The following is a 26,199-nucleotide window of genomic DNA, read 5'->3' as shown; positions in this document are numbered from 1 at the left end:
ACTAAAAACTTTTGAAATTAATTCCATCAAATAATAAGTTGTTTACGGAGGTTGTAACTTTGTTACATTCTGCTAAAAGTCAGGTTTTACGTACCGTGAATCAGACTATGGTAATGACATATTTTGAGATTGGTAGAATGCTTATTGAAGAGGAACAAGGAGGAGAAGAAAGAGCAAAGTATGGCAAAGAAACGATAAAGGGACTTTCAAAAGTATTGACAAGAGAATTTGGTAAAGGTTTCTCAGTGACAAACTTGAAACAAATGCGTAACTTTTACTTAGTTTATGGAAAAGGTCAGACAGCGTCTGCTGATTTTTTAAAAAAAGGTCAGGCAGTGTCTGCCTATTTAGAACAACATAATTCAAAAACGCAATTAAGTAAAACCAAGAGTCAAAAAGAGCATAGATTTTTATTGAGTTGGTCTCATTACTTAAAGCTTATGCGAATTGACAATCTTTCTGAAAGGCAGTTTTATGAAATAGAATCTAGAAAGAACAACTGGAGTGTTAGAGAACTAAACCGTCAGTATGATTCAGCTTTATATACAAGACTAGTACTTAGTAGAGATAAAGCGGAGGTACAAGAGCTTTCTAAAAAGGGACACATTTTAGAAAAACCAAAAGATGTGATTAAAGATCCTTATATACTAGAATTTTTAGGACTTCCAGAACTACCTAATTATTCTGAAAATGATTTAGAACAAGAAATCATCAATAAGTTAGAGCATTTTTTATTAGAATTAGGAAATGGTTTCACGTTTGTGGCTAGACAAAAAAGAATTTCTTTAGATGATACACACTTTAGAATTGATTTAGTGTTTTATAATAGAATATTAAAATGTTTTGTTTTAATTGATTTGAAAATTGGCGAATTAAAACATCAAGATTTAGGTCAAATGCAGATGTACGTCAATTATTACGATAGAGAATTACGATTAGAAGATGAAAATAAAACAATAGGAATAGTTTTATGTCAAAATAAACGAGAGTCCGTTGTAGAGTATACATTGCCAGAAAATAATGAACAGATATTTGCGAGTAAATACCAAACTATTTTACCAAGCAAAGAAGAATTGAAATCTATTATTGACAAAGAAGAAAATACCATATGAGTGAAGATAACTCAAACAATAACGACGAAGCACTAGACCCTCAAGATATTCAGAACGAAAATCAAGAAGGACAGCCTAATGATAGTGATAACGAAGTTCACGAAGCTGAAGTTATGGAAGATGGCGAAGAGGATGAAGGTGGAGAAACGATAACACGAATTTCAGGAATGTACCGTGAATGGTTTCTTGATTATGCGAGTTATGTAATCCTAGAACGTGCTGTTCCAGCTATTGAAGATGGGTTTAAGCCTGTTCAACGTCGTATAATGCATTCGATGAAAGATCTTGACGATGGTCGTTACAATAAAGTAGCAAACATCGTAGGGCATACTATGCAGTATCACCCACACGGAGATGCAAGTATAGCAGATGCAATGGTGCAAATAGGTCAAAAAGACTTGTTAATTGATACCCAAGGGAACTGGGGTAATATACTTACAGGAGATAGAGCAGCTGCATCGCGATATATTGAAGCACGTATTTCTAAGTTTGGTTTAGATGTCGTATACAACCCAAAAATCACGAAATGGCAAGCCAGTTATGATGGTCGTCGTAAAGAGCCTATAAACCTACCTGTAATGTTTCCTTTACTACTTGCACAAGGAGCAGAAGGGATTGCGGTAGGGCTGTCAACTAAAGTATTACCACATAATTTTATTGAGTTGATTGATGCATCGGTAAAGCATTTACAAGGAAAACGATTTAGCTTATATCCAGATTTCCCCACAGGAGGAATGGTTGATGTTACTGACTATAATGATGGATTACGTGGCGGTAAAATTAAAAGTCGTGCGCGTATTTTACAGCACGACAAAAACACCTTAGTTATAAGGGAAATACCATTTGGTACTAACACAGGATCTTTAATAGATTCTATTCTTAAAGCAAATGACAAAGGTAAAATCAAGATCAAAAAAATAGAAGATAATACTGCGGCAGATGTGGAAATTATGATCCATATAGCATCAGGTATTTCTCCAGATAAAACTATTGATGCACTGTATGCTTTCACAAACTGTGAGTCATCAATTTCGCCATTGGGTTGTGTTATTGAAGACAACAAACCCTTATTTATTGGTGTTTCTGAAATGCTACGAAGATCAACAGATCGTACAGTTTCATTGCTGAAAAGTGAATTAGAAATACAATTGGGCGAGTTTGAAGAACAATGGCACTACGCTAGTTTAGAGCGTATTTTTATAGAAAACCGAATCTATCGTGATATTGAAGAAGAGGAAACTTGGGTAGGTGTTATTGAGGCAATAGACAAAGGTTTAAAACCTCATACCACTCATTTAAAACGCGCTGTTACAGAGGAGGATATTGTAAGATTAACTGAAATTCGAATTAAACGTATTTCAAAATTTGATATTGATAAGGCACAACAAAAAATTGATGCATTAGAGGATAGTATAGCTCAAGTAAAGCATCACTTAGATAATTTAATTCAATATGCAATCGATTACTTTACACGACTTAAAAAAGACTATGGTGAAGGAAAAGAGCGTAAAGCTGAGATTAAAGTATTTGATGATATTGAAGCCACTAAAGTAGTTATCCGTAATACTAAACTTTATGTAAATCGTGAGGAAGGGTTTATAGGTACTAGTTTAAAACGTGATGAGTATGTAACTGATTGTAGTGATATTGATGATATTATTGCATTCACTGCAGACGGAAAAATGATGGTCCACAAAGTAGATAGCAAAACCTTTGTTGGTAAAAACATTCTACATGTCGCAGTTTTTAAAAAGAAAGATAAACGTACAATTTATAATCTAATCTATAAGGATGGTTTAAAAGGCCCAACATACGTTAAACGTTTTGCTGTTACAGCAATGACACGCGATAAGGAATATGACATGACTAACGGAAATAAAGGCTCGAAAGTTCTTTATTTTACGGCAAACCCTAACGGAGAAGCTGAAGTGGTTACTGTGCTTTTAAGACAAAGCGGAAGTATTAAAAAATTAAAATGGGATTTAGATTTTAGTGATATTTTAGTGAAAGGACGTGGCTCTAAAGGAAACATAGTCACCAAGTATCCTGTAAAGCGAATTGAATTAAAAGAGAAGGGACTTTCTACGTTGAAACCACGCAAAATTTGGTTTGATGATACTGTTCAGCGTTTAAATCTTGATGCTAGAGGAGAACTATTAGGCGAATTTAAAAGTGAAGACCGCCTTTTAATTGTAAATCAAAAGGGTATTGTTAAAACAGTGATTCCTGAAGTAACACTACATTTTGATGAGGATATGATAGTGCTTGAAAAGTGGATTCCAAAAAAGCCTTTAACGGTTATTTACTGGGAAGGTGAAAAAGAATTGTTTTACGTAAAACGATTCCTAATTGAAAATCCAGACAAAGAAGAACAAGTGATAACTGACCATGAAAAATCGTATTTAGAACGTTTTTTTACTGATTATAGACCTGTCGCTGAAATTGTATTTGGTAAAAAAAGAGGGCAGGAGCGAGAAGAAAATTTAGAACTTGACTTAGAAGATTTTATCTCTATTAAAGGTATTACCGCAATGGGGAATCAATTGACAAAAGAGAAAGTTCTTGAAATTAATGCGCTATCGCCATTGCCATTTGAAGAGCCGCAAGAAGTTACTCCGGAAAGTATTGAAATAGTTGATGAGGTAAATGTCTCTAGCGAAACAGCAAAAGGAGAAGGGGCAGTCAATTCAGACACTGAGGGAAAACCTAAACCAAAATTAGATATTGATGGTGAAGACCCACAGATTGATGAGGACGGGCAAGCTACATTGTTTTAATATTTCAGAATACTATATATGAAAAGCTTTATTGAAGAGTTTAAAGATTTTGCTATAAAAGGGAATATGATCGACATGGCTGTCGGGATTATTATAGGTACGGCATTCAATAATGTAGTAAATACTTTAGTGAAAAAAGTAGTGATGCCACCACTGTCGCTGCTTACTGATGATGTAAATATTGCTGAGCGTAAATATGTTTTAAAACAAGCTGTAGGTGAGGCAAAAGAAGTAGCAATAGGTTATGGAGAACTAATTGAGGTGTTAATTGACTTTGTAGTTATTGCATTAACCATATTTATAGTCATTAAGTTTATTAACCGTTTTAAGAAAAAGGCGCAAGACCCTAAAAATAAAACGGTAGAAACACCTAAAAACATTGAAATTCTTTCAAATATCGAAGAACTGATGAAGGAACAAAATGCTATGTTGAAATCTAAAAAGTAAATTATTCTTCTTCGGTAGAAACTTCAGTAACGGGTTTTACGGGCACTGCTACAGGAGAAAACCTTGCGAGTAACTTAGCAGGTACTTTAAAGTCAGCTGCATATGTTAAGCCTTCTTGTCGTGTTTTCATAGTTAGAAATGCACGATGATACCAACGAGAGTCAGTAGCTTTTTTAGATTGATCCGCGTGAGTAATAGTGCCAAAAGTCGTTCTTTTTAGCCACGTAGTGATATTATATATTCCTAGACCGTTGTATTCAGCGCGTTCTAAAATGGTAGCGAAATCTGATTCATCAAATTTATATTCTTTCGCTTCGGTAGCTTTTTTATTCAAGTTTGTTAATCCTTTGAATATTTCGGCTTGTAAAAATTCTAATTCTGTCATTGTGCAAAGGTGATGAGTATTTTTGGATAGTGGAATTTTATAGAGCAGAAAAGCTTACTTTTCCTTTAAAGATTTTAAATATAACCGTTCTACTTTTTCTCTTGCCCAAGGTGTTTTACGTAAAAAACGCAAACTAGATTTAATAGCAGGATTGATAGCAAAACAATTTATTCTGACCTCTTGATCCATACGTTCCCAACCATAAACGGCAACTAAATGCTCTAGAATATGCTTTAAAGTGATACCGTGTAATGGGTTGTTCTGTTGTTTTTTTATATTTCGTTTCTTTAATATTGCAAAAAACTCTTTTCCATCACGTTCAATGTATGAGTTATGTGCTGGTTTAAATGTGAGAACTTCAAATGAAGGAGCAAAATAGGAGAGGTATTCCTTTTTTGTACCACCGTAAGGGCGTTTTTCGGTAGTAGCATCTAGAGGGATGTTAAACCACAGCCCAACTAATTTTCCATCTGGTTTTAAAAGCGAAAGCATTTTGGTAGTGTACTTTACACGATTCATCCTTGATGGGTTAAATGAACAAAAAAATGTCTGTTCAATAATAAGATCGTACTCGCCTTTATGCTTGAAGAAATCTTGATGTATTAATCTTTCAGAAGGAAATGTAGGATGATTTTTTTTAAAATTGTTAAGTGGTATTTCTGAAATATCTACCACGGTGACATTGCTAAAGCCATTATCATGTAAATAGGCAGCTTCATATGCATTGCCTGCGCCAGGTATAAGTATGGCAATGTCTTTAGTGGTAAGTTGATCAAAATACTCTTTCAAAGGGGGTGAGACAGCACCTAAATCCCATCCAGTAGTTTCTTCTTCATAACGGTTGTCCCAATACGCTTTTTCATCATTCATATATCACCAATTTTAGTTACGGTACCTTTTTCAACTCTTCGAGGATTGTTCTCTTTTTTAACAACCATCCTATATTCAAAGGTATATGAATCCTTAGTAGTAGTCAATATTTTAAAATGTACTGCTTCTTCGTCATATTTATTTTTTGGATTCAATTTGCGCATTATATACTCACAATCATTTATCCATCTTACTGAAAATGTGTCAACTACAGCGTTATAAGTTTCTATTGAAATAGAATCGTTACGTCTAATTGTAGATGAAACTAACTCAGTACCAACGAGTTCTTCAAACTTAAAAACCCCAGTTTTAAACGACGTACAGTCACGTTCAGGACTATAGCAACTAGTAACAACTAAAAATAATAAAAGGAGAGCTGTAATTCGCATATTTGATTTTTATACAAATTTCCGCTTTTTAGCTGATGATTCCAATGGCTATTCACTTTTATATTCTTTAAAAGTACCATTTGTGTAAAAAATTACAATTCGCTCAATTGGATTGTTTTTTTGAAATGCTTCGGAAATTTTAATTTGTGAAGCGGCTTGTGTTTCATTATTCTGTAGTGATGGATTTTCAATTTCACTAATCACTTTTTCTGAAGCTATTTTCTCCACTTGAACAGGTGGGTTTTTCTTCAACTTCAAGATTTCTTCTTTTAGTTTTGCAATATTTTCTTCATCATTTTTAGAAGTAGGGAAGGTCCCTTTTCCGTTCAAAAGCCAGTGTAATTCTACCTCAGGAAATCGCTCTAAAACTTTCATAACAAATTCTAAACTAGGCTTATTTCTTCCAGATAATAAGTGTGAAATAGTAGACCTGTTAAAAGATAATTCTTCAGAAAAAGCAGTAGCTGAAAGTCCATAATATTCTAAGATTTTTTGAAGCCTTTTAGCAAAATGTGCACTGTTTACCACCGTAACGTTGTTTTGTGTTGAAATTCTATCACAAAGGTAGTTACATTTGTAAACAACTGCAATATTACTTGTAAACAATCTAAAAACAATATAAACCTATACTTTATATGTAGTTATTTAATTAGCTGAAAATAAAAAGATTAAATGCATATATTGGGTTTTTGTTAAATTATTATTGAAAACTACATTGATACAGTTGTATTTTGTTGTCTAAAGTAAACAATTTGCAAATTACACGATGTTTACAAATGTAAACCACTCATTGTTTACCTTTACAAGCGTATGAAAAATGAACATCTCAAAAACTGGTTTAATAAAAATTTTGAATCGAGAATTTCTGGTAGATATATAACTTTAAATCATCTCGATTTACTCCTAAAAGATTTACAGGAAATAGCCAAAATTGAAATACTTGGACTCTCAGAAAATGGTCTAGAAATTCCAATTTTGAAAATTGGAAATGGATCAAAAAAAGTGTTAGCTTGGTCTCAAATGCATGGAAACGAAAGTACCACGACGAAGGGTGTTTTTGATTTTTTAAAATTTTTAAATTCTAAAGAAATCTATAAATCTGAAATTGATTTATTTTTAAAAACGCATACATTTTTTGTAATTCCAATCTTAAATCCTGATGGAGCAATTTTAAATACACGCGAAAATTTTAATAAAATTGATCTTAATAGAGATGCACAATTACAAACTCAAAGAGAAAGTTTATTATTAAGAGGCTGTTTTGATTCTATAAAACCAAATTTATGTCTTAATTTACATGACCAGCGTAGCATTTTTGGTTTTGCAAATGGTAACCCTGCGACTATTTCATTTTTAGCACCTGCTGCTGAAAAGTCACGCAAAATAACTTTAGCTAGAAAAATAGCGATTGGTTATATAAATAGGGCAGTGCAGTTATTGGAAATAGAAATTCCTAATAATATTGGTCGTTTTGATGATTCATTTAATATTAATTGTGTGGGAGATTCATTTACAGCTTTAGAGACCCCTACAATATTAGTTGAAGCAGGTCATTTAGGTGACGATTATAGTCGAGATTCATCTAGGTATTATGTTTTTTTAGCCCTTGTTGGAATTCTGTTAAGTGCTTCTGAAAATATTTCCCTCGATAAAGCGATGAAAAACTATTTTCATCTTCCAGAAAACGAAAAGAACTTTAATGATATAGTTTTAATAAATGTATTGCTTGAAAAGGGGAAACTAGGTACAGTTGGTTGTCAATTTAAAGAGGTGTTAAATGAAAATGTAGTTGAATTTCAATTGATTGTAGATAGTATATCTAACAATCAAAAAATATATGGTCACAAAATATTTGATTTACAGGGTAATCGTGTTTTGATAAATTCGCAAGAATCGTATCATATTGGTCAGAAAATTGAGTCTATTTTCGATGAAACGCATAAAAACTCAATTTATTAATAGTATTTCTTACAATATATTATTAAAAGTGCAGTACTTTTGTGACAAAATATAAGATGAAATTTAAATTAGATACAACAGACCAGAGCATCCTAGATATGCTTATTGAAAATACGAGAACTCCATTTACTGATATCGCTAAGAAACATGGTATTTCTGCCGGTACAGTTCATGTAAGAGTTAAGAAAATGGAAGAAGCTGGGATTATTACAGGATCTTCATTAAAATTGGATTATAAAAAACTAGGGTATTCTTTTATTGCTTACGTTGGTATATATCTTCAAAAAACCTCTCAAACCCAATTTGTTTTAGAAAGAATAAACGAAATACCGTTTGTAACAGTTGCACACGTCACAACAGGGAAGTTTAATATTTTCTGTAAAATTCGTGCAAAAGACACCTCACATGCAAAGGAGATTATCTATTTAATAGATGATATTGAGGGAGTTACTAGAACTGAAACAATGATATCATTAGAAGAAAGTATTAATGATAAAAAGCGCTTAATGCATTCTATATTTAGAGCTTTTTAATAACTTTTTTTATCTATAATTTAAACCACTTGCTTTCGGGTAAGTGGTTTTTTATATTTGAGAAAAACTCTCAACTAACAGCACATGAAAAAAGAAGAATTACAATCAACAGATTACTTACCCTATTACTCACAATATATAGCCCTAGCAGATAATACTGATTTGTTAGAAACCCTTGGTGACGGAATGTTATCCGTAACAAAACTTTTCGAAGATCTACCTGTAGCTATTTATGATTATAGATATGATGAAGGTAAATGGACTCCCAAGGAAATTTTACTACACTTAATAGACACTGAGCGAGTATTTGCTTACAGAGCATTAACTTTTGCTAGATCTCAAGATGCTGTACTTCCAGGATTTGATCAAGATGTTTTTGTTTTAAACTCAAATGCTTCAGATAGAACAATGGATTCCTTACTTAAAGAATATATTGCTACGAGAACAGCAACAATATATTTTTATAGTTCTCTTAATAGCGAGGTCATGACTAATAAAGGAACTGCAAGCGGTGGACCATTGTCTGTTGCGGCAGCAGGGTTTATTATAAGTGGTCACGAAATACATCACTGTAATATTCTAAAAGAACGCTATATTAAATAGTTTTAAACAATTTATCTAATTGTATGTCTTTAAATTTCCTTAACAATTTTTAGTAAAACCTTATAATCGAATCTTTTTGGTTATCACTCTTCATTAGTAATTTTGGGGTATAACAAATATTAAAAATAGAACGATTATGAAAAAGAGAATTGCAATTTTAGCAACAAATGGATTTGAGGAATCAGAACTATCTTCACCAAAAAAAGCAATGGAAGCAGAAGGTTTTACTGTCGATATTGTGAGTGAGCAAAAAGGAAAAATTAAATCGTGGAGCGATGGAAATTGGAGTAATGAATATGATGTAAATGAAACACTTGATACTGTTTCTGCATCAGATTACAATGCTTTAGTTTTACCTGGAGGCGTTATTAATCCAGATAAGCTGAGACGAAACGAAGATGCTTTAACTTTTGTTAGAGATTTTTTTAAGCAACACAAGCCTGTAGCTGCAATTTGTCATGCACCTTGGACACTTATCTCAGCAGATGTTGTAAAAGGGCGTAAAATGACTTCATTTGCATCTATTAAAGACGATTTAATAAATGCAGGAGCAAATTGGGTTGATGAAGAAGTAGTTTGTGAAAACGGATTTGTAACAAGTAGAAATCCAGATGATTTACCAGCATTTAATTCAAAATTGATTGAAGAGATTAAAGAAGGTAAGCACGAAATGCAAGGAGTATAATTTTAGAATTTATTTAAAAAAAAGAGACCTTTTATGGGTCTCTTTTTTTTTTGTTTAATGTGAATGATTAACTATTAATCGAAATTTTCATCGGGATCATCCATTTCTTCACCTAGTTCCTCAGCTTCTTTAAATTTTTTGTCTGCAATATCTGCAATCGTGTCAGTTAGCTCATCGTCATCATAATCATCTTCATCATAATTAGCCATTGAAACTTCAAGTTTAGTGCTAACTTTTACAAGATAAATAGTATCGTCTGTTCTAACTTCAACAGCTTCAACAGTCTCGTTTTTTGCATTTTTGAATCTTATTACGGCGTCATCGTCGTAACCATCGGGGTATTTTTCTACAAGAAGAGAAAGTATTTCTGGAGTCAATTTTTTAAAATCTACTATGATTCGTTTCATAGGAAAAGTCTTTTACGTTAAAAATCATGCGCTTGTTCGTTAAGCTAAGCTAGTAAAAAAACAAATACACAAAAGATTTTTTTAAAAAGTTTTATAAAAATCGAATGCTTCTTTTATTAGTTCATTGCGAACAATGCAATTTGTTTTAATTGAGCCAAAAGCGTTTAAAAGTACAAAGTAGATATTACCATTTTTATTCTTTTTATCATACTTTAATAGCTCAATAATTGCATTTATTTCCTCATTTGAAAATTCAACTTTAGGAAAATGTTTTAAAATTACGCTTGAAACCTCTTTGCAATCTAAAAGAGGGAATTGTAGTAGCTCCTTAGAAATATAACAGGTTAATATCATTCCAATGGCAATTGCTTCGCCATGTAAAAGTGTAGTTTTTTCGTTATGTTCTAGGCAATACGATTCGATTGCGTGACCTAAAGTATGCCCAAAATTTAATGCTTTACGCTCATTTTGCTCAGTTGGGTCTACGGTTACAATTTCATTCTTAATCTGAATTGATTTCCAAATAGCTTCTTCAGTAGCTGGAACATTTTCAACATCAAAACTTTTCAAGGATTCCCAATAATCTTTAGAATAAATAAGACCATGTTTGAGCATTTCGGCATAGCCAGAAGTTAATTCGTTAGAAGGGAGTGTTTTTAAAAAGTGAGTGTCAATAATAACTGAGTGGGCATTATTAATAACACCAACTTGATTTTTTAAAACACCTAAATCAACACCGTTTTTGCCTCCAATAGATGCATCAACCATAGCAAGCATTGAGGTTGGTATATTTATAAATGATATACCACGTTTAAAAGTAGAGGCAACAAATCCACCTAGATCAGTTATCATTCCACCACCTAAGCTGATCAATAAACTACTTCGGTCAGCACCTTTTTCAGAAAGATCTTCCCAGAGTTTTAAGCAAGTTTCGATAGTTTTATAATGTTCTCCAGCGGGTACAGTTAATTGTAGTGGAGGATTGTTAAAATTAATATGTTGCAAGACATGTTTTAAACAATATTTAGATGTGTTCTCGTCAGTGAGTATAAAAATTTTTGTGGGATTTAAATCATCCAAAAGCTCTTGAAGTTTTTGCCACACATTTCCATTACAATAAACAGATCCTTTTTCTTTAATGATGTATTTCATTTTATAACCGAAATTTTATTGATTTATGGATGGTTAATCTTGAATACCAATAGGTTAATTATTTAATGTTTCCGAAGTCAAATTTAGAGGATTTCTTGTTTTTAACGCACCTAAAACTATTTATATTTGCGATACTCAATTATATATTATATGGTATCGAATACTCTTTTTGATAATACTGAAATTGCTTTTTCTTTAAAAAGTGATAGCGAGCTTGAACGCGCATATTTTCTTTTTAAGATGATTTCAAAAGAGCCGTTGGTTCGCATAGGAACAGCAGCAACCAAATTTGCATTAAATATGCATTTGCCAGTAGAAGGTTTGATACGTTCTACTGTGTTCGATCATTTTTGTGGAGGCGTTAATGAGCAGGATTGTATGCCTGTGGTTGATAGCCTTTATACTGCGGGAGTACATTCAGTTTTAGATTATTCAGTTGAAGGCAAAGAGGACGAGTCTCATTTTGATGCTACTATGGAAATGGTTGTTAACTTGACAAAATTTGCTGACCATAAAGATGCAATGCCATTTTCGGTTTTTAAACCTACTGGTTTTGGGCGTTTTAAAATATGGCAAAAAGTCACAGAAAAAGAGTCTTTATCTGAAGCTGAAAAAGAAGAGTGGGATAGAATAGTGAAGCGTTTTGATACTGTTTGTTCAACAGGATTAGCTTCAGATATTGCTTTGTTGATTGATGGAGAAGAAAGCTGGATGCAAGATGCGGCTGATGATTTGTGTGAGCAAATGATGGCTAAGTACAATAAAAAGAAGGCTATTGTTTATAATACTTTACAGTGCTATCGTTGGGATCGTTTAGATTATTTAAAAGAACAACATCAGAAAGCTATTGCTGGAGGTTATAAATTAGGTTTTAAAGTGGTACGTGGTGCTTACATGGAAAAAGAAAATGACCGCGCTAAAGAAAAAGGGTATCCATCGCCTATTTGTGAGAGTAAACAAGCTACAGACGACAACTTTAACGAAGTGATGAATTATATTCTTGATAATCTAGAGGATATTTCAATTTTTGTAGGAACTCATAATGAAGCTAGTAATTATCTAGCGATGGAAATTATTAAGGAAAAGGGGTTGTTTAAAAATGACGAAAGAATTTGGTTTGGCCAATTGTATGGTATGAGTGACCATATTAGTTACAATATGGCTCAAGTGGGCTATAATGTTGCCAAATATATGCCTTTTGGGCCTGTAAAAGATGTTATGCCGTATTTGATTAGACGTGCTGAAGAAAATACTTCGGTTGCGGGTCAAACAAGTAGAGAGCTTACATTATTGAAAAAAGAAAAAGCGCGTAGAAAAATATAAGTTGCTTAATTTGAGCTTTCTACGGTAAGTATTTTAGCTATTGAGTCACAGTTTTCAATTAGCATTTTAAAAGGTTTTTCCTTATAAGTATGTTCTATTACATATTGTTTACAGGAATCTAATTCGCGATTACCTTCTGAAAACAAGACATCACCTTTTTTTAATGCGATGTTTATTACCGTAGAATCCCATCCGTTAATTGCTAAAGTTTTTAGCGCCTCTTCGCTATAACTTTTAGGCTTTATTCTAATGTTTTTTAAAACTCTTGCTTCTGGGCCATAATCGCAACCTGTCTTTTTTCCTCCTAAAAAGAAGAATAGTAAGATAAGTCCAATAACAAATCCAAATCCGAAAAAAACAAAACGTTTAGCTATATTCATTAAGTAGTATTTTTAAAACATCAACAAGTTAATATCACTGTGTGGTAAATCGAACCAATCACTAATAGATTTACTTGTTAAAATTCCTCGGTAAAAATACAAACCATTTGCGAGACCTGGGTCATAACGTATAGCTTGTTCTACACCTCCGCATTCAGCTATTTCAAGTAAGTAAGGTGTAAATATATTACTTATTGATATTGAGGCTGTTCTAGGGTATCTTGCCGGAATATTAGGAACTCCATAATGAATAACACCGTGTTTAATATGTGTAGGTTTATCGTGACTTGTCATTTCGGTAGTTTCAAAACAACCTCCCATGTCGACACTTACATCAATAATTACAGCTCCTTCTTTCATTTTTTCTACCATTTGTTCGCTAACTATAATAGGAGATCGATTATCCCCTCGAACAGCGCCAATAGCTACATCGCATCGTCTTAAAGATTTTAAAAGGTTTTTTGGTTGGATAGTAGAGGTGTATAAAGTACAGCCTAAATTAGATTGCAATTTGCGGAGTCTAGTTATGGAGCTGTCAAATACTTTAACGTTAGCTCCTAATCCCATAGCAGATCTAATGGCAAATTGTCCTACAGTCCCAGCGCCTATAACTACAACTTCAACTGGTGGTACACCGCTAATATTTCCGAAGAGAAGTCCTTTACCTTTTTTTGCATTCACCATTAACTCAGCTGCAATTAATACGGAAGCTGTTCCTGCTATTTCACTAAGTGCTTTTACAGCAGGGTATGAGTGATCTTCATCTTTAATAAATTCAAATGCTAATGCGGTTATTTTTTTACGTTTTAATGCTTGGAAATAACTTTTTTGACGTGTTTTTAATTGAAGTGCTGAAATAAGAACCGTTTTTGGATTCATCATTTCAAGTTCATCCATTGTAGGCGGCTCCACTTTTAAAATCATAGGGCAACCAAAAACTTTTTTTGTATCGTTGGTGATTTGTGCTCCAGCGTCACTATAATTTTTATCACTAAAGCCTGCTTCTTCTCCTGCACCAGATTCTAATAAAACTTTATGGCCATTAGCTACAACAGCAGCAACGGCATCTGGAGTTAAACAGATTCTTTTTTCCTGAAAGTAAGTTTCTTTTGGTAAGCCTATATATAGATCACCTCTTTTTTTTGCAACCTCTAGCATTTCTTCTTGAGGTAATAACTGTGCTGCAGTAAAAGGGGATGTTGGTTTTGTCATGGTGGTTGTGTTAACAGCACCAAGTTACGGATTTATTTTTTTTAAATAAAGATGATTTTTTAGATATGCAATTGATATTTTTTATCTAAACAGATCAGTAATTTGATCCCATACAGAACGTTTTTTACCTAAATCTTCTTCGAATTTTTCAAAATCGTTACCTTGAATATTATTAAATATTTTAGCTCTTATTAGGTAAACACAAGGTACTAAAACAAGCATAACAGGAAACATATAGTATATCTCTACTTCGTCTAAACTACTACTTTGGTTTACTAGAGACCATAATTGAAATATATAAATAGATAATGGCGCCATAATGATCCAGTGCCACCAGTTTTTACAAGTAAAAAACCATAACAATAGAAGGTATATGGGAACAATTTTTCCAGTTAAAAACCAAAAATATACCTGAATATTAGCATAACTCGTAGTTATTGTAAAAAATGAAGTTTCCCAAGTTTGTGAATCACTTGGGAAACTTTCATATACATAAAAGAAATATGGGCTAATTGCAATTAATAAAACAATTATCCCACCGTACAAAAGGCTTTTTTTATCCTTTCGCAGGGACTTCTTTGATGGTATGTGGGTCGATTTGTTGTTCATTTTCAAGATTTTCTGGAGTACAAGAAGCGAATAAGCCCATTGATAAAATCGCTACAATACATACATTTTTAAATACTTTCATAATTTTGGTTTTTGTGAGTTTCTACTAAGGTTTGTAAGTTTTATACTACAAATCTATAGCGAAAAAATAAATTTTAACCAACTTTCTTCGTCGTATATTGTCAGGTTTTTTTAGTTATTAAGTTATTTAACTTAAAAATCGTACAATTTAACCTGTTTTGTTAGAAGAATTACTAAAATGTGTATTTACTGTAGGGATCTATTTCACGTGCATTTTGTTTTATGTATCTCTTCGATATATTTTATTGTTATTGAAAATCTAAATGTTATGTTTAGATAATACTTTAACTTAATTTATTATTAAAAAAAAAATACTAATTACTCTAAATTCTAATTAGTGGTTTTGGCGAATATAGATTAAATGTATTGTTCGAAAAAAACTATTATGTAACATTTAGGTTACTAGTTGAATGAGCATATCATTTAACGAGATTATCGCATAGCATTGTAGCAATCTGTATTACATTTTAACAATTTTAGTTAGTTGATAAATGTATTACCAATAATAGCTAATATTAGCATTGCATTAAATTAATGCAACTATGATTTAGCAAATGGGAAAGTGAGATTTGTTATGGTTATTATACTAATAACAGCACCAATTTACGTATTTATTTTTTTAGGAAAGTGTTTTTATTTTAAAAACAAATTTGTAGTATTATCTAAAGAGATCGATAATTTGTTGCCATAAAGTACGATTCTGTCCTAATTCAGCTTCAAATGCAGCAAGATCATTACCACGTACTTTAGAGAAAAGCTTTGCTCTAATTAAGTAAACGAATGGTACGAGAACCATCATTAATGGGATCACATAGATTAGTTCTACTTCATCCATACCATTGCTCTCATTTAAAACGCCCCATATCTGAAAAGAATACATCGCAATAGGAACAAGTATAATCCAGTGCCACCAATGTTTACAAGTAAAAAACCAAATAAGTAATAATAATAATGGGATTGACTTACCAATAAGATAATACGCAAAATTAATCCAAGAGGGGAAATTAGTTTCTAATGTAAAAAAATAAGTTTCCCAAACTGTTGAGTTTGGGAAACTTTCATATGTATAAAATAAAATAGGAGTACTAGCAATAATAATTACTAGCAAACCACCTACTATAAGAGACTTCTTACCCTTGTCTTGGGATTGGGATACTTCTGTCAATTTGTTGTTCTGTTTGGTCATTTTCTAGGTTTTCTGGCGTGCAAGACGCAAATAGACCCATTGAGAAAATCGCTACGATACATACTGTTTTAATTACTTTCATAATGTTAGTTTTTTTTGTGAGGTTATAAAATGGTTTGTAAGTTTTACACTACAAATCTATCACGAAAAAACACATGTACGCCAACTATGTTCGCCGTATCTTGTTAAGTTTTTCTCAGGTAAAGGTTATTTTGCCTAAATTAATATTATCAAAAGTGAGAAGTTCTTAGAAGATGTTCATTAAAAGTATGTGTTGTAGGGATTTATTTCACAGGCATTAGGTTTATTGTTCTACTTCCGTCTTGGTTTTTGGTTAGGTTGATCCTAGTTGTATTTTCGGGCAATAAACCCGCTATACGTTCTGGCCATTCTATAAAAATAAATTGATCAGAACTTAAATAATCTTCAATTCCAAAATCTAAAGCTTCTGTTTCATTTTCGATTCTATAACAATCAAAATGGTACAGAAGATTCTCTCCGGCTTCATACTCGTTAACAATTGAGAAAGTTGGGCTGCTTAAAGTGTCAGTCACACCAAGTGCAGAGGCCATTTCTTTGATTAGGGTAGTTTTGCCCACACCCATTTCACCATAAAACAGAACTGTCCTATGCTGGAGCTTAGAAGTAACACTTTTTGCTACTTTGCTTATTTCGGGGAGTTTATAAGTTAAATTCATCGTTGAAAGAAGCGAATATATCGATTAAATGTAATATTCTATCAAAAAAATCGATAAAAAACATTCATAGCGAAAATTCTTACAAAAATTATTGCCTTGGGGATAATGTTACAAAGGGGATTATCATTTCTTCAAGTGAAACTCCACCGTGTTGGTAGGTATTTCTATAATAACTCACATAATGGTTATAATTATTAGGGTAAGCAAAAAATAAATCACCTTTTGCAAAGATAAATGAACTACTCATATTAATTTTTGGTAAATGAATAGAAGCAGGATCTTTTGCTGCTAAAACATCTTTATCCTCATATGTTAAACTCTTACCCGTTTTATAACGTAGATTCAAACTTGTGTTTTTATCTCCAATAACTTTACTAGGGTTTTTTACATTAATTGTTCCGTGGTCTGTAGTGATCATCAATTTAAAACCCATTGAAGAAGCTTGTTGAATTATATCCATCAATGGTGAATTCTTAAACCAACTTTGAGTTAATGATCTATATGATTTATCTGTAGAAGCAAGTTCTTTAATGACTTCCATTTCCGTTTTAGAGTGGGAAAGGATGTCAACAAAATTGTAGACTATTACCGTTAAATCATCATTTTTATGACTTTTGAAATTTTCAGCTAAACGCTTACCTTGTTTTAAACTAGAAATTTTATGGTAGCTCCAGTTTAGATCTAATTTTAATCGCTTTAATTGGGCGGCAAGAAATTTATCTTCATTCATGTTTTTTCCACCTTCCTCAGTATCATTTAGCCATAGATCTGGATGTTTTTTTTCCATATCACTTGGCATTAATCCACTAAAAATAGCATTTCTTGCATATTGAGTTGCAGTAGGGAGAATTCCATAATACATTTCTTCCGTATCCTTTTTATAGCTATTAGCAATATAAGGCTCAAAGGCTTTCCATTGATCGTAACGTAAATTGTCAACAACAACTAATAAAGTAGGAGCACCTTTTTTTAATTTAGGAGCCACGCGTTCTTTAAAAAGTGTGTGGGACATTATTGGAGCGTCAGCACCATTAAACCATTCAGGATATTGTTTATCTATAAATTTGCAAAACTGTGTATTTGCTTCATTTTTTTGAGATTCGAGTATGTCAAACATTCCAGTGTCCTCAATGCCTTCAAGTTCAAGTTCCCAATAGACTAGTTTTTGGTACAAATCTGCCCATTCTTCAAAGCTATTGACCATTGACAAGTCCATTGCAATCTTTCTAAATTCTTGCTGGTAACTTGAAGTAGTTTTAGCACTCACTAATCTTGAATGGTCTAAATTCTTTTTTAAACTCAATAAAATCTGATTAGGATTCACAGGCTTAATTAAATAATCAGCAATTTTAGAGCCAATAGCTTCCTCCATAATATACTCTTCTTCACTTTTTGTGATCATAACCACAGGAAGGGAGGCGTTTATTTCTTTTAATTCAGCTAAAGTTTCCAGTCCAGTTAAGCCTGGCATATTTTCATCTAAAAAAACAATATCAAAATTCTGCTCTTTTATTTCCTCTAGGGCTTCCATACCACTTTGAGCTGTTGTCACTTTATAGTTTTTCTTTTCTAGAAAAATTATATGTGGTTTAAGTAAGTCAATTTCATCATCTACCCAAAGTACCTTTATTTCGCTCATAGTTGTATATTTGTTCTAAAGCTCCGTTATCGTAACCGAGCTTGATTATCATCAATTTTCATACCGAAATTTTAATAATTTCAGAAATTCGTGAGATTCAAATTTACTATTGAAAATCACTTTTTGTCGTATGTCTCAATTAATTTAAAGTTAAAATTTGAAACAGCCCAACAAGCTTAAAATAGTAAACGATCCAATCTATGGTTTTATTACTATTCCAAGTACACTCATATTCGACTTAATAGCTCATCCATACTTTCAAAGGTTGCGTAGAATTTCGCAAATGGGAATGTCGTATTTAGTATATCCAGGAGCACATCATACTCGATTTCATCATGCACTAGGGGCAATGCATTTAATGTCAAAAGCAATTCAAGTGCTTAGGTTTAAAGGTGTTGATGTTTCAGAAGATGAAAAAGAGGCGCTTTTAATAGCTATTCTGTTGCACGATATCGGGCACGGTCCCTTCTCTCACGCGATGGAACATAGCATTGTAGAAGGGGTTTCTCACGAGCATATTTCTTTGTTGTTTATGGAGGAATTGAATACTGAGTTTAACTCTAAATTAACACTTGCTATTACTATTTTTAAAAATGAATACAGTCGTAAATTTTTACACCAACTTATTTCGAGTCAATTAGATATGGATAGGTTAGACTATTTACGTCGTGATAGTTTTTACACTGGTGTGAGTGAAGGGTCTGTAAATAGTGAACGATTAATTGCGATGCTAAATGTGGTTGAAGATCGTTTAGTAGTTGAAGAAAAAGCAATCTATAGTGTAGAGAAGTTTATTGTTGCAAGGCGTCTAATGTATTGGCAAGTGTATTTACATAAAACAGGTATTGTTGCAGAACAACTATTAACTAAAGTGTTGAAAAGAGCAAAAGAGTTGACTGCTCAGGGTATGTCATTACCAGCAAGCACTGGTTTAACGTATTTTTTAAAGAACAGTATAGGTCCAGATAACTTTAGTAAAAAAGTATTAAATCGTTTTTCTAAGTTAGATGACTATGATATAATAGGAGCGATGAAAGAATGGCAGAATCACGATGATTTTGTACTTCGTAATGTTTCTGAAATGCTCCTTAATCGTGATTTGTTAAAAGTAAAATTAAAGAAAAAGCCAATTTCTGAAGGTAAGATTGCATTAAAGAAAGAAGAAATAATGTCACGCTTTAATATTTCGGAACACGAAGCAAGCTACTTTGTTTTTGATGGATGTATCTCTAATCAAGCATATAAAATGGATGTTGATACTATAAATATTTTAGCTAAATCTGGAAAGGTTGTAGATGTAGCAAAGGCTAGCGACCAGTTAAATATAAAAGCATTGTCTAAGAAAGTGGTTAAATATTATCTGTGTTATCCAAAGGCTTATTAATTACTCTTTTTTCCTATTTTTGCACTTATGCAATTTTATAAGGTTTCTATTAAACAACCGAAACTATAAATTGCTATAAACGTAACCAATCAATGAAATTTACAGCAACCCAAATAGCAGGGATTCTTGAAGGAAAAGTGGAAGGTGACGATGCAGTTGAAGTTTCAAAGCTTTCTAAAATTGAAGAAGGAACGCCAGGAAGCTTAACTTTTTTAGCAAACCCTAAATACACTCCTTTTATTTATTCAACGGAGGCATCGATTACTATAGTGGACAAAGATTTTGTCGCTGAACAAGAAATCTCTACAACTTTAATTAGAGTTGAAAACGCTTATAAATCATTTTCTAAGTTATTAGAATATTACAATGAAGTGAAAATGAATAAAAGCGGCATTGAACAGCCAGTATTCATTTCGGAGTCTAGTAGTTTAGGTGAGAACCTTTATATTGGAGCTTTTGCTTACATTGGAGAAAATGTAACCGTTGGTAATAACACAAAAATCTACCCTAATGCTTATATAGGCGATAACGTTACAATTGGAGATAATTGTACGGTATTTTCTGGAGCAAAAATATATTCTGAATCCGTTGTTGGAAATCACTGTGTGATAAACAGTGGAGTGATATTAGGCGCAGATGGTTTTGGATTTTCACCTAATGAGGCAGGAGAATTTGCTAAAGTTCCTCAAATAGGAAACGTTATTATCGAAGATTATGTAGATATTGGAGCTGGTACCACTATTGATAGAGCTACTTTAGGTTCTACGATTATTAGACGTGGAGTAAAATTAGACAATCAAATACAAATAGCACATAACGTTGAAATAGGTAAAAACACTGCTATTGCGGCACAGACGGGAATTGCTGGTTCAACTAAAATAGGCGAAAATTGCTTAATTGGTGGACAAGTTGGTTTTGCAGGACACTTAACTATTGGAAACAACGTTAGGATACAAGCACAAAGTGGCGTAGGTAGAAATATTAAGGATAATGAAACCATTCAAGGTTCACCTTCATTTAACTATAGCGACTTTAGTAAGAGTTATGTACATTTTAGAAATCTTCCTAAAATTATGGATAGATTTAATAGCATAGAAAAAAAAATAAACAATGAGTAATTGTTCAAACAAACAGTGTACACTAGCTAAAGAAATTTCTTTAAAAGGTGTAGGATTGCATACGGGAAAAGAAGTTACCTTAACTTTTAAGCCAGCTCCAGAAAATACTGGGTATGTTTTTATTCGAAAAGATTTAGATGGTATGCCACATATTGAGGCAGATGCTAATTATGTTGTAAACACTCAACGTGGTACTAATCTCGAAAAAGAAGGTGTTAAAATTCAAACTTCAGAGCACGTATTAGCTGCTTTAGTAGGTTTAGAAGTAGACAACTGTTATTTAGAATTAGATTCTTCAGAGCCACCTATTATGGATGGTTCGTCTAAGTTTTTTGTTGAAGCAATTGAAAAAGCTGGAATACTAGAGCAAAAAGCAGAAAGAGAAGAATACGTTATTACTGATGTAATCAATTATATTGATGACGAAACAGGAAGTGAGATTACAATAATCCCTTCAGATACATATCAGGTTACTACAATGGTAGATTTTGGGACTAAAGTTTTAGGTACTCAAAATGCTTCTATAAAGCACATTTCAGAATTTAAAGAAGAAATATCTGATTCAAGAACATTTAGTTTTTTACACGAGATTGAAACATTATTAGACCACGGTTTAATTAAAGGTGGGGATCTTAATAATGCTATTGTATATGTGGATAAAGAGCTTTCTGATAAAACAATGGAAAAGCTTCGTCACGCCTTTGGTAAAGACGAGATAAGTGTTAAGCCTAATGGAATATTAGATAACTTAACATTACATCATCCTAATGAAGCAGCGCGCCATAAATTATTAGATGTAATAGGTGATCTTGCTTTAATAGGTACTCGCATTCGCGGAAAAGTTATAGCAAATAAACCTGGGCACCACGCAAATACACAATTTGCTAAAAAGGTGTCTAAAATCATTAAAAACGAAAAGCGTAGTGGAATACCTAAATACGATATAACTGCAACACCTGTTAAGGATGTAAATGCAATTATGGAAATGCTACCTCACAGACCACCATTTTTGTTAGTAGACAAAATTATGGAGTTAAGTGATACGCATGTAGTAGGATTGAAAAACGTGACAATGAACGAACCGTTTTTTGTTGGTCACTTTCCTGGAGCTCCGGTAATGCCAGGTGTGCTAATAGTTGAGGCTATGGCACAAACAGGAGGGATTCTTGCATTAAGTACCGTTCCTGATCCAGAAAACTATTTGACGTTTTTTATGAAAATTAATAATGCGAAGTTTAAGCGTCAGGTTAATCCTGGTGATACTTTAATTTTTAAATTGGAATTAATTACACCAATTAGAAGGGGTATTGTGCATATGAAGGGTAGTGCTTACGCAAATGATAAACTAGTAACTGAGGCAGAATTAATGGCTCAGATAGTAAAAACTAAAAACAACTAAATGCACTTAGTATTTACAAAAACTTCTGTTAATAAGATAAATTTGTATTTCGAGAACATTTCAGTTTTAATACATAATAAGAAATACAAATGAATCAACCATTAGCATACGTACATCCAGGCGCCAAAATCGCTAAAAATGTCGTGATAGAGCCGTTTACAACAATACACAATAATGTTGTGATTGGTGAAGGTACTTGGATTGGATCTAATGTGACTATTATGGAAGGTGCTCGCATAGGAAAAAATTGTAATATTTTTCCAGGTGCGGTAATTTCTGCAATTCCACAGGATTTAAAATTTCAAGACGAAGAAACAACTGCAGTTATTGGCGATAACGTTACTATTAGAGAGTATGTTACTATAAACCGTGGTACGGTTGATAGAGGTAAAACCGTTATTGGGGATAATTGTTTAATTATGGCTTATTGTCATATTGCTCACGATTGTATAGTGGGTAACAATTGTATATTTTCCAATAATAGTACGCTTGCTGGTCACTGTACAGTAGGGGATTACGTTATACTAGCAGGAATGACCGCTGTACATCAATTTTGTATGGTAGGTAACCACGCATTTGTAACAGGGGGTTCTTTAGTGAGAAAAGACGTTCCGCCATTTGTAAAAGCTGCACGCGAACCTTTATCTTATGTAGGAATCAATTCTATAGGACTCAGAAGAAGAGGTTTCAATCCAGAAAAAATTAGAGAAATTCAAAATATTTATAGATTACTCTATCAAAAAAATTATAATACAACTCAGGCTTCTGAAATTATTGAAGCAGAAATGGAAGCAACTCCAGAGCGTGATGAAATTTTACAGTTCATCAAAAATGCGAAAAGAGGTATTATGAAAGGGTATTTCAGTAATAATTAATTCTGAAATTTTATAAGAAAACTACCTGTGATACAATTTCACAAACTTAAAGTGGAAGAACTCTACTTTAAAAAGATAATATGTAGAAATCTAGATGAAAATTAATAATCTGATTTCATAATTCAAAATAAAACTATGGCAACAAGTTCAGACATTAGAAACGGTTTATGTATTAAGTACAATAATGATATTTATAAAATTGTGGAATTTCTTCACGTCAAGCCAGGAAAAGGGCCAGCGTTTGTTAGAACTAAATTGAAAAGTGTTACTAATGGTAAAGTAATTGACAATACTTTTTCTGCAGGACATAAAATTGAAGATGTACGTGTTGAAACACATAAATTTCAGTTTTTATATAATGATGGAGACTTTTATCACTTTATGAATGAAGTAGATTATTCTCAAATTCGTCTTGTAGAAGCAGCTTTAGATAAGCCGGAGCTAATGAAAGAGGGGGAGGTTGTTACTGTTATTATTAATACAGAAGATAATGCACCGCTTTCTGTAGAGCTTCCAGCAAGTGTAATTTTAGAAGTTCAATCTACTGAGCCAGGTGTTAAAGGAAACACTGCTACTAATGCTACAAAGCCAGCTATTATGGAAACTGGAGCAGAGGTTAATGTGCCATTGTTCATTAATGAAGGTGACAAAATTAAAATTGAAACTGAAAAAGGAACGTACAAAGAGCGTGTAAAAGAATAGCTATTCTTTAAAATCTAATATTTTTGACATCCAATAATCTTTTAAAAGTTATTGGATGTTTTCTTTTAGCCAAGAAACATATAGCGAAAACAAAAAAAATGAAAATTAAAATACTACTATTTATAGGTATAATTGGGTTACTGCAAAGTTGTGGTGGGGATGATGAAACAGGAGAAAATGTTACTCCATCAACATCAATAGTCAATGTTACTGAAATTACAGATTTTGATGCAATTGTAAATGTATCAATTGAAAATGCTGGATCATCAGCTATCTCAGATCGAGGTGTTGTTTATGGTACTACGAGTAATCCAACAATGGCTGATAACAACATAGCGGTAGAAGGGAGTCAAACCACATTTAGTGTAACTATTAATGGGTTGAACGCAGCTACTAATTATTTTGTTCGTTCTTATTTTATTGTTGATGATGAAGTTGCTTATAGTTCTAGTGTTGATTTTATAACAACTAATAGTTGTGAAAATAATATTTTTGACGGAGGTATTGTTTTGTCAAATCAGGATATGGTAAATGAATTTGGGAGTAATAATTATTGCGAAATTACAGGTACTCTAAGGATATCAAATTTTTCAAATGAACCAATTATTGTTGATTTATCTCCTCTAGCTTCTATTAGCAGTGTATCAGGTTTGGTAATCGATTTTAATAATCACTTAACAAGCTTAAATGGATTAGAGAATTTACAATCGACTAATTCGATTGATATATATGACAACGAAATATTAACGGATATTAATGCTCTTAGCAATATAGTTTCAAGTGATATTAGACTTTGGATAAGAGAGAATGATGCTCTTCAAAATATCGATGGTCTTTCAGGATTAACTTCACTAAGAGCTGATATAAATGCTATGATAATAGAAAATAACACGATGCTAACAAACCTGAATGGACTTTCTAATGTTGTTAGTATATATGGAAGAGTAGAGATTATTAATAATGAATCATTAAATAGTATTGAAGGTTTCCAAAGTTTGCAAACAGTAACTAATGATTTTAAATTAAAATTAAATCCAAGTCTTATAAATTTAGATGGTTTGGAAAATATTACTTCTGATATGACTTTATTTCGGGCTGATAACAACATTTCTCTTGTTGACTTTGCAGCCTTACAAACCCTTTTAGTGTTATTGAATTAGGTTCCTATTCAGTATATGACAACGCCTACAACCCAACCCAACAAGATATCATAGATGGTAATTGTAGTGAATAAGAGCAAAATTTAAATAGTTAATATTTCAGAATTAAAAAAATCCCACCACGATAGATATTGCGGTGGGATTTTTTATATTTGATATCCAATTTATCAAAACCTATGAAATTTCTGAAGGCGCAAACATTACAGGATATCGCAACTATATTAGCGTGCGATTTTGTTGGTGATGCTAACTTCCCAGTATTGGGAATGAATGAAATACATGTTGTTACTCCTGGAGATATTGTGTTTGTGGATCATCCTAAATACTATGACAAAGCGTTAGCTTCAGCTGCTACTATTGTATTAATTAATAAAAAAGTAGACTGTCCTGAGGGAAAAGCATTGCTTATATCAGAAGAGCCGTTTAGCGATTTTAATAAGCTTACAAATCACTTTAATCCATTTAAGCGAGCTACTTCGGTGGTTGCAGACTCAGCTGTGATAGGTAAGAACACAGTAATTCAACCTAATGCATTTGTTGGTAATAATGTGACAATTGGGGATGATTGTTTAATACATAGCAATGTTGTAATTTATGATAACACGGTTATAGGTAATGGATGTACAATACATTCTGGTACAATTTTAGGTGCAGATGCATTTTATTATAAAAACCGTCCAGAAAAGTTTGATAAATTAATAAGTGGCGGGAATGTAGTTTTAGAGGATAATGTAGATTTAGGGGCTTTATGTACTATTGATAAAGGTGTTACAGCTTCAACTATAATAGGCGAAGGGACTAAAATTGATAATCAAGTTCACGTTGGGCACGATACTGTAATAGGAAAACGTTGTTTAATAGCATCTCAAGTTGGGATCGCGGGCTGTGTTGTTATTGAAGATTTTGTCACTATTTGGGGACAAGCTGGAATTACAAGCGGTGTTACAATAGGAGAAAAAGCAATTATTTCTGCACAAAGTGGTGTAAGTAAGTCACTTCCAGGATATAAATCGTATTTTGGGTCACCTGCAGACGAATTTAGAAAAAAATATAAAGAACTGGCATCTATTAGATTGATTCCAGGAATCATTGATAAACTAGAGAATTTATAAAC

The 26,199-nt window shown here is 32.6% G+C and carries 29 protein-coding genes; 15 read left to right on the top strand and 14 right to left on the bottom strand.

Features of this window, described 5'->3' with window-relative positions; translation table 11 throughout:
• The first annotated feature begins 11 nt into the window (after nucleotides 1–11).
• From GBH57_RS13235 to mscL, 3 genes are read left to right on the top strand one after another with little or no spacing between them, the layout of a single operon-like run.
• A complete protein-coding gene (locus GBH57_RS13235; protein ID WP_151674975.1) occupies nucleotides 12–1,112 on the top strand; it encodes a PDDEXK nuclease domain-containing protein in 1,101 nt (366 codons plus the stop codon).
• The gene (locus GBH57_RS13230) at nucleotides 1,109–3,889 is read left to right on the top strand and encodes a DNA gyrase/topoisomerase IV subunit A (protein WP_151674974.1); all 2,781 of its coding nucleotides are present in this window, start codon (nucleotides 1,109–1,111) and stop codon (nucleotides 3,887–3,889) included. Before GBH57_RS13235 ends, GBH57_RS13230 begins: the two co-directional genes overlap by 4 nt.
• Nucleotides 3,890–3,907: 18 nt before the next feature.
• The gene (gene mscL, locus GBH57_RS13225; protein ID WP_151674973.1) at nucleotides 3,908–4,336 is read left to right on the top strand and encodes a large-conductance mechanosensitive channel protein MscL; all 429 of its coding nucleotides are present in this window, start codon (nucleotides 3,908–3,910) and stop codon (nucleotides 4,334–4,336) included.
• Nucleotide 4,337: 1 nt separating this feature from the next.
• On the opposite strand, the gene GBH57_RS13220 is transcribed toward mscL, so the two are convergent.
• The 4 genes from GBH57_RS13220 to GBH57_RS13205 are packed head-to-tail and all read right to left on the bottom strand — an operon-like array spanning nucleotide 4,338 to nucleotide 6,508.
• On the bottom strand, nucleotides 4,338–4,721 hold the full coding sequence (locus GBH57_RS13220) for a hypothetical protein (protein WP_151674972.1): 384 nt from the start codon (nucleotides 4,719–4,721) through the stop codon (nucleotides 4,338–4,340).
• Nucleotides 4,722–4,775: 54 nt separating this feature from the next.
• Nucleotides 4,776–5,591, bottom strand: a complete 816-nt coding sequence (locus tag GBH57_RS13215) for a VF530 family DNA-binding protein (RefSeq protein WP_161596104.1) — start codon at nucleotides 5,589–5,591, stop codon at nucleotides 4,776–4,778.
• Entirely contained in the window at nucleotides 5,588–5,980 is a 393-nt protein-coding gene (locus GBH57_RS13210; protein WP_151674971.1) for a DNA topoisomerase IV, read from the bottom strand. Before GBH57_RS13210 ends, GBH57_RS13215 begins: the two co-directional genes overlap by 4 nt.
• Nucleotides 5,981–6,028: 48 nt before the next feature.
• Nucleotides 6,029–6,508 carry a helix-turn-helix domain-containing protein gene (locus GBH57_RS13205; RefSeq protein WP_151674970.1) on the bottom strand — a complete coding sequence of 160 codons (480 nt, stop codon included), beginning with the start codon at nucleotides 6,506–6,508 and terminating at the stop codon, nucleotides 6,029–6,031.
• Between the two features lie 282 nt (nucleotides 6,509–6,790).
• Between GBH57_RS13205 and GBH57_RS13200 the strand changes: the two genes are divergently transcribed.
• The 4 genes from GBH57_RS13200 to GBH57_RS13185 all read left to right on the top strand — a co-directional run bounded on the left by GBH57_RS13200 (nucleotide 6,791) and on the right by GBH57_RS13185 (nucleotide 9,760).
• Nucleotides 6,791–7,939 carry a M14 family zinc carboxypeptidase gene (locus tag GBH57_RS13200; RefSeq protein WP_151674969.1) on the top strand — a complete coding sequence of 383 codons (1,149 nt, stop codon included), beginning with the start codon at nucleotides 6,791–6,793 and terminating at the stop codon, nucleotides 7,937–7,939.
• A gap of 56 nt (nucleotides 7,940–7,995) precedes the next feature.
• Complete coding sequence (locus GBH57_RS13195; protein ID WP_151674968.1) at nucleotides 7,996–8,472, top strand: Lrp/AsnC family transcriptional regulator; 477 nt, start codon at nucleotides 7,996–7,998, stop codon at nucleotides 8,470–8,472.
• An 84-nt stretch (nucleotides 8,473–8,556) separates the two neighbouring features.
• Nucleotides 8,557–9,075, top strand: a complete 519-nt coding sequence (locus GBH57_RS13190) for a DinB family protein (protein WP_151674967.1) — start codon at nucleotides 8,557–8,559, stop codon at nucleotides 9,073–9,075.
• A gap of 136 nt (nucleotides 9,076–9,211) precedes the next feature.
• A complete protein-coding gene (locus tag GBH57_RS13185) occupies nucleotides 9,212–9,760 on the top strand; it encodes a type 1 glutamine amidotransferase domain-containing protein (RefSeq protein ID WP_151674966.1) in 549 nt (182 codons plus the stop codon).
• Nucleotides 9,761–9,834: 74 nt separating this feature from the next.
• On the opposite strand, the gene GBH57_RS13180 is transcribed toward GBH57_RS13185, so the two are convergent.
• Nucleotides 9,835–10,167 (bottom strand): hypothetical protein, encoded by a 333-nt coding sequence (locus GBH57_RS13180; protein ID WP_151674965.1) that lies wholly within the window; start codon nucleotides 10,165–10,167, stop codon nucleotides 9,835–9,837.
• A gap of 81 nt (nucleotides 10,168–10,248) precedes the next feature.
• Entirely contained in the window at nucleotides 10,249–11,319 is a 1,071-nt protein-coding gene (gene aroB / locus GBH57_RS13175; RefSeq protein WP_151674964.1) for a 3-dehydroquinate synthase, read from the bottom strand.
• A 150-nt stretch (nucleotides 11,320–11,469) separates the two neighbouring features.
• On the opposite strand from aroB, the gene GBH57_RS13170 reads away from it, so the two are divergent.
• Nucleotides 11,470–12,642: a proline dehydrogenase family protein gene (locus GBH57_RS13170; RefSeq protein ID WP_151674963.1), complete on the top strand. Its 1,173-nt coding sequence runs from the start codon at nucleotides 11,470–11,472 to the stop codon at nucleotides 12,640–12,642.
• A gap of 5 nt (nucleotides 12,643–12,647) precedes the next feature.
• On the opposite strand, the gene GBH57_RS13165 is transcribed toward GBH57_RS13170, so the two are convergent.
• The 8 genes from GBH57_RS13165 to porX all read right to left on the bottom strand — a co-directional run bounded on the left by GBH57_RS13165 (nucleotide 12,648) and on the right by porX (nucleotide 18,447).
• Entirely contained in the window at nucleotides 12,648–13,022 is a 375-nt protein-coding gene (locus GBH57_RS13165) for a hypothetical protein (RefSeq protein ID WP_151674962.1), read from the bottom strand.
• 12 nt (nucleotides 13,023–13,034) lie between these two features.
• Nucleotides 13,035–14,234: an alanine dehydrogenase gene (locus GBH57_RS13160; protein ID WP_151674961.1), complete on the bottom strand. Its 1,200-nt coding sequence runs from the start codon at nucleotides 14,232–14,234 to the stop codon at nucleotides 13,035–13,037.
• A gap of 81 nt (nucleotides 14,235–14,315) precedes the next feature.
• A complete protein-coding gene (locus GBH57_RS13155; protein ID WP_235904718.1) occupies nucleotides 14,316–14,780 on the bottom strand; it encodes a hypothetical protein in 465 nt (154 codons plus the stop codon).
• A 10-nt stretch (nucleotides 14,781–14,790) separates the two neighbouring features.
• Nucleotides 14,791–14,925 carry a hypothetical protein gene (locus tag GBH57_RS16320; protein WP_262714262.1) on the bottom strand — a complete coding sequence of 45 codons (135 nt, stop codon included), beginning with the start codon at nucleotides 14,923–14,925 and terminating at the stop codon, nucleotides 14,791–14,793.
• A gap of 657 nt (nucleotides 14,926–15,582) precedes the next feature.
• Entirely contained in the window at nucleotides 15,583–16,089 is a 507-nt protein-coding gene (locus GBH57_RS13150; protein WP_174844039.1) for a hypothetical protein, read from the bottom strand.
• Nucleotides 16,055–16,192, bottom strand: a complete 138-nt coding sequence (locus tag GBH57_RS16040; protein WP_161596103.1) for a hypothetical protein — start codon at nucleotides 16,190–16,192, stop codon at nucleotides 16,055–16,057. Before GBH57_RS16040 ends, GBH57_RS13150 begins: the two co-directional genes overlap by 35 nt.
• Nucleotides 16,193–16,394: 202 nt before the next feature.
• Nucleotides 16,395–16,808: a tRNA (adenosine(37)-N6)-threonylcarbamoyltransferase complex ATPase subunit type 1 TsaE gene (tsaE, locus tag GBH57_RS13145; RefSeq protein ID WP_151674959.1), complete on the bottom strand. Its 414-nt coding sequence runs from the start codon at nucleotides 16,806–16,808 to the stop codon at nucleotides 16,395–16,397.
• 88 nt (nucleotides 16,809–16,896) lie between these two features.
• Nucleotides 16,897–18,447: a T9SS response regulator signal transducer PorX gene (gene porX, locus GBH57_RS13140; protein WP_151674958.1), complete on the bottom strand. Its 1,551-nt coding sequence runs from the start codon at nucleotides 18,445–18,447 to the stop codon at nucleotides 16,897–16,899.
• A gap of 157 nt (nucleotides 18,448–18,604) precedes the next feature.
• Here porX and GBH57_RS13135 point away from each other — a divergent pair, with 157 nt between their 5' ends.
• The 7 genes from GBH57_RS13135 (at nucleotide 18,605) to GBH57_RS13105 (ending at nucleotide 26,197) form a co-directional block, all read left to right on the top strand.
• A complete protein-coding gene (locus tag GBH57_RS13135) occupies nucleotides 18,605–19,831 on the top strand; it encodes an HD domain-containing protein (RefSeq protein ID WP_151674957.1) in 1,227 nt (408 codons plus the stop codon).
• A gap of 92 nt (nucleotides 19,832–19,923) precedes the next feature.
• Nucleotides 19,924–20,949 (top strand): UDP-3-O-(3-hydroxymyristoyl)glucosamine N-acyltransferase, encoded by a 1,026-nt coding sequence (gene lpxD, locus GBH57_RS13130; RefSeq protein ID WP_151674956.1) that lies wholly within the window; start codon nucleotides 19,924–19,926, stop codon nucleotides 20,947–20,949.
• Complete coding sequence (locus tag GBH57_RS13125) at nucleotides 20,942–22,348, top strand: bifunctional UDP-3-O-[3-hydroxymyristoyl] N-acetylglucosamine deacetylase/3-hydroxyacyl-ACP dehydratase (RefSeq protein WP_151674955.1); 1,407 nt, start codon at nucleotides 20,942–20,944, stop codon at nucleotides 22,346–22,348. Before lpxD ends, GBH57_RS13125 begins: the two co-directional genes overlap by 8 nt.
• 89 nt (nucleotides 22,349–22,437) lie before the next feature.
• Entirely contained in the window at nucleotides 22,438–23,223 is a 786-nt protein-coding gene (lpxA, locus tag GBH57_RS13120; protein ID WP_151674954.1) for an acyl-ACP--UDP-N-acetylglucosamine O-acyltransferase, read from the top strand.
• Between the two features lie 135 nt (nucleotides 23,224–23,358).
• A complete protein-coding gene (gene efp / locus GBH57_RS13115; protein WP_151674953.1) occupies nucleotides 23,359–23,925 on the top strand; it encodes an elongation factor P in 567 nt (188 codons plus the stop codon).
• 23 nt (nucleotides 23,926–23,948) lie between these two features.
• Nucleotides 23,949–25,085: a hypothetical protein gene (locus GBH57_RS13110; RefSeq protein WP_151674952.1), complete on the top strand. Its 1,137-nt coding sequence runs from the start codon at nucleotides 23,949–23,951 to the stop codon at nucleotides 25,083–25,085.
• 176 nt (nucleotides 25,086–25,261) lie between these two features.
• The gene (locus tag GBH57_RS13105; RefSeq protein WP_151674951.1) at nucleotides 25,262–26,197 is read left to right on the top strand and encodes a UDP-3-O-(3-hydroxymyristoyl)glucosamine N-acyltransferase; all 936 of its coding nucleotides are present in this window, start codon (nucleotides 25,262–25,264) and stop codon (nucleotides 26,195–26,197) included.
• The last annotated feature ends 2 nt before the right edge of the window (nucleotides 26,198–26,199 follow it).

The organism is Patiriisocius marinus (genome assembly GCF_008974325.1).
GTDB lineage: Bacteria > Bacteroidota > Bacteroidia > Flavobacteriales > Flavobacteriaceae > Patiriisocius > Patiriisocius marinus.
The sequence above is the reverse complement of the archived record's forward strand: the minus strand, read 5'-3'. Positions and strand labels throughout refer to the sequence as shown.